Raw genomic sequence first — 12379 nt, forward strand, 5'->3', positions numbered from 1 at the left:
GTTTGGGAACGCTGTATGAACGTACATAGTGCCGTCCATGACCAAAGCATTACCTTCGTGGCCACGTAATACACCAGTTGAGAAAGACCAAGCCATGTTCAAATCTTTGACGTTGTCTTTTGTGATTTGAGTCAGTTCGCTATAACGTTGGTTAGCATAGTTACCTGCTGGCATAACCCAGTTATTAGCATTTTTTTGCATATCGATGAGTTCATCTGCAGCAACCAGACCTGGTGCTACTAAACCCATCATTGCGATTGATAATGTTTTCAGCTTCATAAAGTTGTCCTCTATAGTTTTTATCGTTCATGACGCCAGCGTCGCTGTTCTTTCATGAGGTTGTGACTTTATTCCGATTTTGCCTGAGAATCATTAGGAACCAATCACTCTGATATCGGGATTTTTTCCCGAGCAGGGAAGAAATTCCCATTATTACTCAGTTTCGTGCCTATAGAGGGTTAAAAAATTAATGACTTTTTATGACGTTATATTTGATCGCAAGCCGCACTAACTCTACGGATGAGTGAAATCCAAGCTTCTGTTTAAGCATTGTTTGGTAATTCGCGACAGTTTTTTGTCCCAAATTCAGGGTTTCGGCAATATATTCCAGTGCATGACCTTCTGCCAGCAACCTGAATACTTCAAATTCTCTAACGGTAAGCCGCTGAATAGGATCTTCTGAACCGGAGACACTTTGCAGAGCAATACGTTGTGCCATTTCTGAACTTAGGTAACTTTTCCCATCCATTACCTGGCGAATTGCCTTAACGATATCGTCAGAATCACCCGACTTGGCTAAATAAGCTGCAGCTCCAGCACTCATAGACTGTACGGCAAGGGTCACGTTCTCGTGCATGGAAAACATGATGACTCGTGCTTTGGTATAACGAACCAAAATACGTCTCAAAGCTTCCAGCCCGCCAATACCTGGCATACTCATATCCATGATTAGCAGATCAGGATCTAAGTCTGTATACATCTGATAGGCCTGTTCGCCGCTTATCGCTTCACCAACTATATGCATATCATCATTACGTTCAAGCATTCTTGCCAAACCAGATCTGACCACTTCATGATCATCAGCCAGTAAAATTCGGATCTTATTCTTCATTCAGTAACACCTAGGGTTGGAAAGGTGGCAGAAAACATAAATCCTTTACCAGGTTCAGTAACAATCTCAAAACTACCTGATAACGCTTCTACTCGCTCTCGCATTCCAGTTAAACCATAACCTTTATTAGATTGGCTGGGATGATAACCGTTTCCGTTATCACTTACACTTATATCTACAGACTCATTGTTACACCATAAATTCACTTTTACATGAACATTTTCTGCTCCGGCATGACGAGAGACATTGGTTAGACACTCTTGAACAATCCGATATAAGGTTAATTTTCTGGTCTCATCAAGCTGACTAAAATCCCCCTCTATTGAGAGTTCAGCTTGATGATGGGGATGACGAAATACCCAGTCATTAAACAAATCTGTGACCGCACCTTTCAAGCCCAATTCAGTTAATTCAGGTGGGCGCAATCGCTGTAACATGGAGCGGACAATTCCTGTCATGCGGTTATGAACTGAATCAATTGCCGCCGCACTGGTTTTTGCTTCATCCAACGAAGCAGAATGTTTTATGGCATTTAAATCAAATTGGATTGCTGTCAGATGTTGACCAATTTCATCATGCAATTCGGCAGATAATCGCTTTCGTTCGGATTCCTGAATAGTGATCAACTGTTGATTCAGCATGTCTATTTGTTGGTCAGTGTCCAGATAGCGTTGTTTTAATAACTTGAGCTGCTTATTCACGGCCAATAATTGATTTAATTTTAACAAAGCAAATGGTGATCGTGATGGTACAGTTTGTTTACTTTTCTGGGGTAGCATTTCTGAAACTGGCCATAAAATTATCGATGCAATCAATGCAATAATTAGACTACCAATCAAAAAAGTCATAATCAGCGGGATTAATGACTTTTTGATATAAGTTCGAATGTCATTCCATTCAGCAGCGAAGTTTGGGCTGATAACGATATCGCCTATGTGCTGTCCAGCAGAAACTATCGGGGTAATGACCACTTCGGTATGACCCAAATACGCTTTCAGATAATTTTCCAGCCATAAGGGCAGATTTGTAGGTGTACCAAGGGTGTCTGGATGATTTGAATCAAGTAATTGACCATTTTCTGCAATCAATTCAATATCAACATGGAGCAAATCACGAAGATCTTCTAAGTGGAAACGTGATGACCACTGATCCACCGGAATATTTTGCTGTAATAATTCCATTTCCAAACGTGCAATTTGGGCCTCAATCGCATAATTCGCCACTTCGGTAGAAACATGTAATTCATGATCAACTCTCAGACGAATGTCATCGAGTGTACTTTTGACACCTAGACCACACATAATCATGAATACCATCAATATGACGAGATTCACTTGGAGAATGAGATTCACGAGCTTAAAAGATCCTTCCGAAAGCGTATTGCCATAATCACCAAATGAATAAGATTATAGTACGTGAGTTATGTAGTGCAGCTTTAAACACTCAATAGATGTGACTGTGTCCTCTTAAAAACTTTGTGTTAAGGGGAATTTTAAGCATGTAAAAAAATTTTATGCGACTGTTTTTTTGACAACAATACAAAGTAATGCGGCTATATCAAGCTTCCAGCAATCCACTACGAATGGCTAATCGAGCTAATTCGGCAGAGTTTGAAACATTGAGCTTTTGTTTAATATTAGTGTGATGAGTACCAACAGTTTTGGGGCTTAGATTCAAAATATCTGCGATTTCGTTAACCGTTTTGCCTTCTGCAAGTAATCTAAATACCTCGAATTCGCGTTGACTGAGCACGTCTAGTGGATTCTCAGAACCCGTTAGTTTCTGCATGGCAAGTTGCTGAGCAATTTCAGGGGCAATACAGGTTCTTCCTTGCGAAACCATTTCAACAGCTTTTAACATGGCTTCAGGTGCACTGCGTTTAGGGATAAAACCTAGAGCGCCTGCCTGCATCGCGCGAGTAGTAAACACGCTGTCTTCATGTACGCTTAACACCAAGATTTTGGCTGTCGGTTCTCGAGCAATAATCCTCTCAATGGCTCCAACGCCACCAATGCCCGGCATGGAAATATCCATCACCACAACATTCGGATGATATTTGGCAAAATCCTGCACAGCTTGTTCGCCAGAGCCTGCTTCCGCCACGACCTGGAATTTGTCGCCGTCTTCCAATAGGCGACGAAACCCGGCGCGAACCAATTCATGATCATCAACCAGTAATACCGTAATTTTATTAAGACTCATGGTGAACATTTACCCCCAATGGTATGGTGATGGTCAGATTGACACCAGCGCCTAACTGACTTTGCAGATCAAAGCTGCCCCCTAAACTTTGCGCTCTTTCACGCATCCCTAGCAAGCCAAAATCTACATCGGAATGAAAGTCATGGACCACCATGCCTTTGCCATCATCTCGAATATTAATCTTTAACTGATCTGTCAGTTCGGTTTTATCACGGATCACCGATACCATAATGTTTTCAGCATCGGCGTGTCGAACCGCATTGGTTAATGCTTCCTGCACCACACGAAATACCGTCATATTAGTCGCTTCATCAAAGCCACTTAATGATCCTTCGGTGATCAAATTAAAATTGATGTCGGGCTGGCGTTGTTGCCATTTGCTAATACTTTCTTCTAAGGTGGCCATCAAACCCAAATCGTCCAATGGACTTGGCCGTAGACGGGTAATCATATTGTGCACCACATCATATATATGACTTGCAGTATCAATAATCGCCTGGGCGCTTTGATAAATTTTCTTATCGGTCTCTTCTGAACGATTACGAATTAACACGGCATCCGTTTTTATTGCCGTTAGACATTGCCCTAACTCATCATGTAATTCACGGGCCAGATGTCGACGTTCTGCTTCTTGCACCTGATCCATATGTTTAGTTAATAGACGAGTTTCATAGAGTTGAGCCCGAGCTTTTTCAGCCTGTTTATGCTCAGTAATATCTCGCAACGTACAAATCATCCCGGCAACACAACCATCAATCTCGGTCAGTGGTACAGTCGAAATTAGCAATGAAAGCACCTCACCATCATTGCGCTTTAAAGTGGTTTCCAAATTTTCAACGGATTGAAATCCATTCAATATTGCAAGAATGCTATTACGATCTTCCTGGAATGGCATCGAGGCTAAAGACTCGCCTAGCAAATTCGGTATATCAGCAAATAACCGTTCTGCGGCGGCATTGCAGAAGGTGATATATCCGGCATGATCTAAAGAAAGTATTGCATCACCTGATTGTTTAACCAGCATAGCTAACCGGCGATTTTCAGTTGTGCTTTGTTCTAAAGCATCCCCCACCCGATTAAAGTTTTGGCTGATCTGATCCATTTCTTTGAGCGAAAAGCGTGGCAAACGCATGTGCAAATCACCACGCTCAAATCCAGCCAACGCATCCAATAAACGTTGCAACGGTCTAATAACCCAACCAACGCCCCAATAGATTAAGAAAGCCACGACCACAAAGATAATCATACCCAGAGCCATAATGGCGCGGATATCTTGCCAACGTTCACTGATTTCTTGCATTGGGGCAGGATAAATCACCATATGACCGGTGCCAAAGCGCTTAGAGAGTGGAGAAACATCAGGAAACAATAACTTAACAAACCAGGCTGGAGGTTGGACTGATAATTCTTTTTCAGGGGTACCTTCAAACAGCAGTCCTTGTCTATCAAACAGTAAAATATGCAAGCTGCGAATTTCACTTAACGCCCTAACTAATTCGTGCATATGCTCACTGACCCCCGTATTACGGGTGAGGGAACCGCCCGCCAGCGTAACCGTAATAATATGCGCGGTAGCATCCATGGTTGACATAACTTCAGCTTCTACAGAGCGCTTCGCGTTAGTTATCAGAATCGCACCACTCCCCAACATAGAGAGCAGTAACAAGAGAGCAAAAAATAAATTGGCGCGAAGTTTCAGGCTCATACGACTGTCGTTTCCGCTGTTCCTTTAGCACCGATATTATCCACCCAGCGTAAACGTATTACATCGCCAATTTCACCGCCGTTAAGTTGAAAAGCAAAGTAAGGATTACGTGAAGTCGCTGTGCCACATTTAACAGTTAATACTTCTTCGTTGTTACGCCAACAGCGAATATCCTGAATAAATTCAGCCGGGATAAGTTCATCCTGCTCATTTTTGCCTCGACCTGTGTGCATCGGGTGAGCCAGTAAAATCCTTACCACCGTATTGTCATCCTGCAGTTTGGCTCGAATCCGGTCTCTGGTTTGAGTTGTCATTAAGCACACCCGCCAATATCAATTTCCACATAACGGCTGGTTCGATAAAGTTTATCGTCCGCCCTGACCATAGCGATGATTTCAGAATCTTCAGCAACTTTCAGCATTGTTTTAAACGGAAAGCTTATAGCAGAAGTAGGCTCAAGCGCCATGGCTAACGGGAAAGGATTTTTTTCAACTAATAACGCGACACGCTGAATATTTTGCAGACTGCTACTTATCTCAACGGGAACACTGGCACCGTTGACGGCGTATGTTGGAGGAGAGCCAATAGTAAATTGAATAGCTTCCTCATTAACCTCTTCTGCTTCACCCAGGAAAGTTAAAATCGCATCTTCTAATGTTTCTGCATTAAAGGCATCTTGGGGCCAATGTGCTAAAAGCATCCGAGGGGCTATCAAACCACTGGTTGCCACTAAAGCTAACGTTGAAGCAGAAATAGATTTTTTTAGTATCTTTCGACGGTAGTCATCAAAAGTATTACTCATCGAACTTCTTCCATCATCGCAATATCCGTTTCAATCTGTCTTAACCGCGAACTGATTTTTGCCAATTCAAATTCATCTCCACGGGCATAATCTGCCGCGATACGAAGCTGATCTGCTGCCTGCATTAATTGACCAGAGCTATGGTAATGTTCGGCCAACCAGATATGCGATTTACTTTTCTGGCCCATGTCACCATAAGCCTGAGCTAATAATCTATACAAAATTGCAGAAGATCCACCCACATCCAATTGGCGTTGCAAAAGATTAACTGCCTCACGTGGCTGATTAGCTCTTAATAAAGCTTGGACTTGTTTAATCGACAATGCCCAATCATCAGGGTAAACCCTTTGAAAGTCGTTATAAATAGCGAGAGCGGCGTTCATTCTTCCTAGCGCAATTTCCACATCAGCCAGCGCCAAATGATAGCTTAATTGATTATCATCCGAATCAATTAAGGCGTTAATCTCATCACGAGCCTGGGTGAAATTACCATTTTTTAATAAGGCCAATGCATAACCATAACGAGTAGCCGTTTGATTTGAGGAATCTTCTTTGAGCTGGTCTTCATACGTTTTAATCAGCTCACGCATATTGGTGGAGCCCATCACCCGTAACTTTTCACGCATTAGAAAGAATTGATCAGAATTTCTAACCCGAGATGGCGTTTCAAGTTTTGCAGCACGACCACGCGCATCCGCGATACGCGAACCGGTGATGGGGTGAGTCCGGAGAAATTCAGGAACTTGGCTGCCGCCATAAAAACGGCCGGCAATTTGTAATCGTTCAAAAAAACGGGGCATTGCCTGAGGGTCAAAACCTGCATCCACTAATGTCTGCATACCCAGGTTATCTGCCTCAGCCTCATGTGCCCGGCTGTAATCCAACTGTATTTGAACATTACCCGCTTGTACCGCCATAATTGCCGCCGACCCCACACTGGGATCGGCAATGCCTAATAAAGCCGCTGCAACCATGGCTGCCGTCATCGGTACACTCATGCGTTTGGAGCGTTCAAAGCTACGTAGAATATGGCGCTGGGTGACGTGAGCTATCTCATGCGACATGACTGAAGCTAATTCACTTTCTGATTCGCTGGTCAGCATCAAACCTGTATGAATCCCAATAAACCCACCAGGGGCAGCAAAGGCATTCACCGAGGAATCTGGCACTACAAAAAACGTAAAGGTACGGCCAGGATCATCGCTGTTAGCAACCAGCCGGTAGCCTAATGAGCTGATATAGCTGTTTACTTCAGGATCTTCTACTAGTGTCACAGATTGTTGTAGCCGCCAATAAAAAGACTGACCAACCTGATACTCTTCCAATGGCGAAACTAATGCACCGGCACTGTCTCCCATTTCTGGCAACGCTATTTCTAAATTAGCCTGTGCAGGTGTTGCACTGCTAAAAAGAAGAATAAATGTAGCGATCAGATATTTCATAACGCCTATAGACCTTGGCTCATTAAGACCGGTTCCGCAAAGACAAAAACGCCGCTTGCGTTTATTATGTAAACGCACATTTTAAAGGAAATCAGTATGTCAGATTTTGATACAGAAATTGATACCTCAGGCTTAAACTGTCCACTTCCGGTTCTCAAAGCCCGTAAAATGCTCAATGAAATGAATGCTACCCAACGTCTTAGACTTATCTGTACCGATAGTGGTGCGCTAAAAGATATCCCCGCTTTTTGCAAAATGACCGGCAATCCGCTGTTAAGTAGCGAAGAAGTCGACGGAAAACTCTATTTCATTATTGAAAAAGGGGCATGATGTAATGGCCAAAAAGCTCGCTATCATTGCAAGCAAAGGCACTTTAGATGGTGCTTATCCGCCTTTTCTACTTGCCTCTACCGCTGCAGCATTAGGTTTTGAAGCCAAAATATTTTTTACTTTTTATGGTTTGCAACTGCTCAAAAAAGACTTGTCATTAAAAGTCTCGCCTTTGGGCAACCCAGCAATGCCAATGCCGGTTCCTGTGCCCAGCATCGTGCAGATTATCCCAGGACTCGAAGCCTTTGCCACCTGGATGATGCAACGAAAACTCAAGAAGAAAGGCGTCGCCAGTGTTGCAGAATTAAGAGAGATTTGTCTGGAATCAGACGTTGAATTAATCGCCTGCCAAATGACCGTTGATTTATTTGATTTTAAAAACTCGGATTTTATTGATGGAATCAGCCATGGTGGCGCCGCGACATTTCTAGAATTTGCCAGTGAAGCTGATATCACACTATATATATAGATCCATCATTCTTTAATTACGAACGGGAAGCAGCTTTATGCAATTTGTCTGGAAAACTTTTCTCAAAGGTTTGGCAACGGTACTCCCGGTCACGCTAACACTCTATTTGATTTACTGGTTGGCCGTCTCTGCGGAACGTGCGTTACGTCCACTGATGATTGCCATTTTACCTTACGATTTTTATTGGCCTGGTTTAGGCTTATTGGCAGCCATCGCATTAATTTTTGTTATTGGTATTGCAGTAAATGCATGGCTGGTTAAGCGTTTATTCGACATGGGGGAATCGCTTTTAGATCGCATTCCATTAGTAAAATCAATTCACGGCGCGCTTCGCGACTTTACACGTTTTTTCTCTCGCGAAAAGCAGCAGGACAACCTTAATCATGCTGTTGCAGTCACCATTGGCGGCGTTCAGTTCATTGGGTTCCTAGTAAAAGATGATGTCAGCCATCTGCTAGAGATGGAAAACGAAGAAAATGACCTAGTGGCGGTTTATTTACCGCTGAGTTATCAGATAGGCGGTTATACCATCTGTATTTCACGAGAACAGATTAAATCGTTAAAAATGTCCAACGAAGATACCATGCGCTGGGTTTTGACAGCGGGACTATCTGACAGCGAAACAGACTCCCATCAATCCAAAATCATTCTTGAAAAATAAAATACATATCAAATTAATGGTGTCCCCGATGCGATTCGAACGCATGACCTTCCCCTTAGGAGGGGGACGCTCTATCCATCTGAGCTACAGGGACATTGACGGCAATTATAACAGTCAGGGTCTTGGCTATGAACTTTCGGTTTTGCTTAAGCCCTAGAAGAGCAGATATGAACGGCGGTGAAACGGCATTCGAGTTTGTAAATAAAAAAAGCCGTGATGAAATTAATCATCACGGCTTTCTAAAAGAAATAAACTTAAGCAACTTTATTTTTTGCTCTTCGACGTAATCCCATCAATCCAAGTAATGCCGGTGCAAACATGAAAGCGGCAGCCGGAATTGGCACAGCAGAAGGTTTTATATCTAGGGATACAATCGTATCCATGGTGTATTGAAGTCCTCCCCAATTTACCCAAATTTCATCAGCAAACACCGTAATGCGAGATAAGTCAAAACCAACCATGTTGGTTATTGGATTAATAGAAACGCTCTTGAAATCACGAATCGTTCCAAAAGTGTCAGAGAGTTTAAAACCATTAAAACTGGGAAAAGAAAACCCTCCTGAAGGCACATGGGGAAAGGTGATAAGAAAGGTATTATCAGAAATATCTAAAGTACCCATATAAAAAAAGTCAACTTCAATACCTGGCCCCACTAGGTAACTTCCGTTGCCAATGTTATTCGCAGGTGAAGTTGTATCTGGGAAGTAATATTGAGAGGTAATCGTATGGCCATTTAAAAAAGCCGCATTCGCATTAAATGAGGCCAATAACAAAAAGAAGAACAAGGTTTGTCTATTCATCAAAGTTTCCTTATCAAAAATGCAACCCAGCCCTGTCAAGAAGCAATGAACAGCTGTGGCTTTCCGTCCCTGGCTCACGCCAAGTTTGGCAATGTAAAAGAGCGTGATTCAATCACCAGATCATGTATATATGAAAGTGACACAATGTCAACACTTTTTAGTGCCAAGCCATTCTTTTAAAACATGTTTTTAATTTTTGAACTTCTATTTAGGTAAACATCGCGGTGTAGAGATTTGCAGAATTAAGAAAATTTAATCGACTTTGTTGATGCCATCCCCATCTGAGCTACAGGGACATCGGCGGCAATTTTAACAGTCAGGGTCGTGGCTGTGGACTACGACCTCTATTTGGTATAACTCATAAGTTAACGATACATTAGGTTTCAGGTGTAACTTCAGTTTTTAATCAAGGAAAATACTGATATCTGCCGAGCAATTTCCGCTACTGAACCTGCTGTGAGATGCCTATTATGTGAACCGTACCAAGCAGCATTTTTCTCATCTCAGGAGTTATGATCATGTGGACTAAACCAGAATATTCAGATATGCGTTTCGGCTTTGAAGTTACTATGTACATTTGTAACCGTTAATCGAAATTGCTTGATCAAAAAAGCCCCTTCACAGGGGCTTTTTTGTAACTATATGTTTTTCCAGAACGACTATACTGAGATGGTATAAGACCTAGACATATCAATTACATGATCATTGGAGAGCCACGATGTCATCTATTCCGCAATGCCGTATTGAGCAGATCGGCAGCATAGCTGAACCTGAATTTATTATTCATAAGCAGATTGATGGAATATCGCAGACGGTTGATAAAACGTTCGAAAATCATCAGCAGGCTTTAGATTATATTTTGGCCCAAGGATGGCAAGTGCAACGTGAGAGAAATGCAGACTCCATGATCATCCAGTCACGATTCTTAAAGCCATGATGCGGGTTGATTAAAGACCATCTCAGAGCATTCCTGATGAAGTGATTTATTTCATTGGTGGATTTCTTTCCCTCAATCACACGCCTAAACAGTTTCTAACTCAGTTCACATGGTGTGTGGAATTGTCATCATCATGAATTATTGACAGCAGCAGCCTTCAACAACGGGATCATCGCCGGCGACTCACCGATATGCTGTGCAATATGGATCTGAACATTAGGAAATTTGGACCGCGTGTTATCGACATCATGAGGAATATCTTCTGTCACATGCCGACCAGAGTTCAGAAAATAAGGTAGCACTGTAATATGGCTGGCACCCGCATTCACGCAATTCTCAATACCATCTGCGATTAAGGTATCAGCCAGCTCTAAAAAGGCAGCTTGCACAATATCATAATGATCGACACATTCAGATTTGAGTTTTTGAGCTAGCTCGATGACTTCGTCATTCGACCGTTGACGGCGACTACCGTGGGCAACTAGTAATAAGGCTTTCATGTTGGATATAGTCCCATTAGTAATGTGAATTACCTGTGAACAGATTAAAAAAATTCCTAACCAAGTACTTTTTAAACAAGACAAACACATTTTCCTAACATCGAAATCATGTTAAATGGTGATTCGTAAGGGATTACTAAATAAATAGGATAGACAGCTACGAACTGTGCCAGCATAATGCGGTGATAAGAAATATTTGTATTTAAACAAAATGACAGACACGGATTCAAGGAAAAGACCTCTGTTAATAAATTTGCCAAAGCAGGGATGTGACGGAAAGGCAAGCTTAATGAGGAACGTGTCTTGGCAAACCAATATGGTCGTCCTGACAATTTAAAACCTTATGAATCAGCAAGGAGACTGAGTATTCTTAAGAAGACCAAAGAGGTGTTGATTATTGATGATCAATCCACCGGCAGAACTATATTGGAAAAGATAGTCCAGCAGATTGGCGAAAATATTCATGTCACGGCGATGAGTAATTCTTCTGAGGCCCTGGAATGGCTTCAGCATAACGAAGCGGACTTGATTGTAACCGATTATCGAATGCCTGAAATTGATGGCATAGAATTCATTCGCATTGCACGCCAAATGCCAGCTTTACAAAGCGTTCCCATCATGATGATTACCGTCGTCAGTGAAAAAGCGGTGCGTTATGAAGCATTGGATGCGGGCGCTACCGCATTTCTCACTCGACCAATCGACCAAATAGAATGCCGCACCAGCTGTCGTAATCTGCTGCAAATGCATGAACAGCATTTAATCATCGAAGACCGTGCCAATTGGCTCGCCAGACAAGTTGAAATTGCCACTGAGCAAATTATCCTACGAGAGAAAGAAACCATTATTCGTTTGGCCAAAGCCGGTGAATACCGGGATGAAGGTACGGGTAACCATGTTATTCGTATGGCCAAATATTCGCGTTTTATTGCTGAGGCACTGGGCGTCTTTGATGAACAGCAGTGTGAAGACCTCGAATATGCAGCACCGATGCATGATATTGGCAAAATTGGTATCCCCGATAGCATCCTATTAAAGCCCGGAAAATTGGATCCAGATGAGTGGGAAATAATGAAAACCCATACCACTATCGGGCATGAGATCCTGTCTGATAGCCAGTCAAAATATATGCATATTGGTGCTGTGATAGCCCTTCACCACCACGAACGCTACGATGGAAAAGGTTATCCAAACCAGCTAACAGGCGAAGAAATACCTTTGATTGCTCGCGTTGTGTCGGTGGCAGATATTTATGACGCACTGGTCACTGAAAGACCTTATAAAAAGGCTTGGTCTAGTGAAGATGCTTGTCGTTACATTGAACAAAGTGCAGGAACACAGCTTGACCCACGTTGTGTACAAGCCTTTTTTGACCGACTCGATGTAATCCAGCAAATTCAAGCCGAATATGCTGATTAGA

15 protein-coding genes, 1 tRNA gene, 1 pseudogene and 1 riboswitch are annotated in these 12379 nt (G+C 42.5%); of the genes and pseudogenes, 6 read left to right on the forward strand and 11 right to left on the reverse strand.

Annotated elements, in window-relative coordinates; all coding sequences use genetic code 11:
• The 8 genes and pseudogenes from ACN0V2_RS09465 to ACN0V2_RS09500 all read right to left on the reverse strand — a co-directional run.
• Positions 1-279: pseudogene (locus ACN0V2_RS09465) on the reverse strand (PQQ-dependent dehydrogenase, methanol/ethanol family); the annotation flags it as partial.
• A gap of 187 nt (positions 280-466) precedes the next feature.
• Positions 467-1111 (reverse strand): response regulator, encoded by a 645-nt coding sequence (locus ACN0V2_RS09470; protein ID WP_417550568.1) that lies wholly within the window; start codon positions 1109-1111, stop codon positions 467-469.
• Complete coding sequence (locus ACN0V2_RS09475) at positions 1108-2463, reverse strand: ATP-binding protein (protein ID WP_417550569.1); 1356 nt, start codon at positions 2461-2463, stop codon at positions 1108-1110. The genes ACN0V2_RS09470 and ACN0V2_RS09475 overlap by 4 nt, the downstream gene beginning before the upstream one ends.
• Before the next feature lie 205 nt (positions 2464-2668).
• Entirely contained in the window at positions 2669-3313 is a 645-nt protein-coding gene (locus ACN0V2_RS09480) for a response regulator (protein WP_226071833.1), read from the reverse strand.
• Positions 3303-5018 carry a histidine kinase gene (locus ACN0V2_RS09485; RefSeq protein ID WP_417550570.1) on the reverse strand — a complete coding sequence of 572 codons (1716 nt, stop codon included), beginning with the start codon at positions 5016-5018 and terminating at the stop codon, positions 3303-3305. The genes ACN0V2_RS09480 and ACN0V2_RS09485 overlap by 11 nt, the downstream gene beginning before the upstream one ends.
• Positions 5015-5332, reverse strand: coding sequence for a thiosulfate oxidation carrier complex protein SoxZ (gene soxZ, locus ACN0V2_RS09490; protein ID WP_417550571.1), 318 nt, complete (start codon positions 5330-5332; stop codon positions 5015-5017). The genes ACN0V2_RS09485 and soxZ overlap by 4 nt, the downstream gene beginning before the upstream one ends.
• On the reverse strand, positions 5332-5820 hold the full coding sequence (locus ACN0V2_RS09495; protein WP_417550572.1) for a thiosulfate oxidation carrier protein SoxY: 489 nt from the start codon (positions 5818-5820) through the stop codon (positions 5332-5334). The genes soxZ and ACN0V2_RS09495 overlap by 1 nt, the downstream gene beginning before the upstream one ends.
• Positions 5817-7262, reverse strand: a complete 1446-nt coding sequence (locus ACN0V2_RS09500; RefSeq protein WP_417550573.1) for a M48 family metalloprotease — start codon at positions 7260-7262, stop codon at positions 5817-5819. The genes ACN0V2_RS09495 and ACN0V2_RS09500 overlap by 4 nt, the downstream gene beginning before the upstream one ends.
• Positions 7263-7358: 96 nt before the next feature.
• On the opposite strand from ACN0V2_RS09500, the gene ACN0V2_RS09505 reads away from it, so the two are divergent.
• The 3 genes from ACN0V2_RS09505 to ACN0V2_RS09515 are packed head-to-tail and all read left to right on the forward strand — an operon-like array spanning position 7359 to position 8722.
• Positions 7359-7592: a sulfurtransferase TusA family protein gene (locus ACN0V2_RS09505; RefSeq protein WP_417550574.1), complete on the forward strand. Its 234-nt coding sequence runs from the start codon at positions 7359-7361 to the stop codon at positions 7590-7592.
• A gap of 4 nt (positions 7593-7596) precedes the next feature.
• Entirely contained in the window at positions 7597-8061 is a 465-nt protein-coding gene (gene dsrE2, locus ACN0V2_RS09510; protein ID WP_318989423.1) for a sulfur carrier protein DsrE2, read from the forward strand.
• 37 nt (positions 8062-8098) lie between these two features.
• Entirely contained in the window at positions 8099-8722 is a 624-nt protein-coding gene (locus ACN0V2_RS09515; RefSeq protein WP_417550575.1) for a DUF502 domain-containing protein, read from the forward strand.
• A 17-nt stretch (positions 8723-8739) separates the two neighbouring features.
• On the opposite strand, the gene ACN0V2_RS09520 is transcribed toward ACN0V2_RS09515, so the two are convergent.
• Positions 8740-8816 (reverse strand) — tRNA-Arg (locus ACN0V2_RS09520).
• Positions 8817-8976: 160 nt separating this feature from the next.
• Positions 8977-9522, reverse strand: coding sequence for a hypothetical protein (locus tag ACN0V2_RS09525; protein WP_417550576.1), 546 nt, complete (start codon positions 9520-9522; stop codon positions 8977-8979).
• Positions 9523-9539: 17 nt separating this feature from the next.
• Positions 9540-9622, reverse strand: a riboswitch (cyclic di-GMP riboswitch).
• A 418-nt stretch (positions 9623-10040) separates the two neighbouring features.
• Between ACN0V2_RS09525 and pqqA the strand changes: the two genes are divergently transcribed.
• Positions 10041-10112, forward strand: a complete 72-nt coding sequence (gene pqqA, locus ACN0V2_RS09530; RefSeq protein ID WP_081443609.1) for a pyrroloquinoline quinone precursor peptide PqqA — start codon at positions 10041-10043, stop codon at positions 10110-10112.
• Between the two features lie 128 nt (positions 10113-10240).
• Entirely contained in the window at positions 10241-10459 is a 219-nt protein-coding gene (locus tag ACN0V2_RS09535) for a hypothetical protein (protein ID WP_417550577.1), read from the forward strand.
• A gap of 131 nt (positions 10460-10590) precedes the next feature.
• Here the strand turns inward: ACN0V2_RS09535 and ACN0V2_RS09540 are convergent, their stop codons facing one another.
• Positions 10591-10959, reverse strand: a complete 369-nt coding sequence (locus tag ACN0V2_RS09540) for a sirohydrochlorin chelatase (RefSeq protein WP_417550578.1) — start codon at positions 10957-10959, stop codon at positions 10591-10593.
• A gap of 303 nt (positions 10960-11262) precedes the next feature.
• Between ACN0V2_RS09540 and ACN0V2_RS09545 the strand changes: the two genes are divergently transcribed.
• On the forward strand, positions 11263-12378 hold the full coding sequence (locus tag ACN0V2_RS09545) for an HD domain-containing phosphohydrolase (RefSeq protein WP_417550579.1): 1116 nt from the start codon (positions 11263-11265) through the stop codon (positions 12376-12378).
• The last annotated feature ends 1 nt before the right edge of the window (position 12379 follow it).

This window comes from Methylophaga sp. (assembly GCF_048266885.1).
Classification (GTDB): Bacteria; Pseudomonadota; Gammaproteobacteria; order Nitrosococcales; family Methylophagaceae; genus Methylophaga.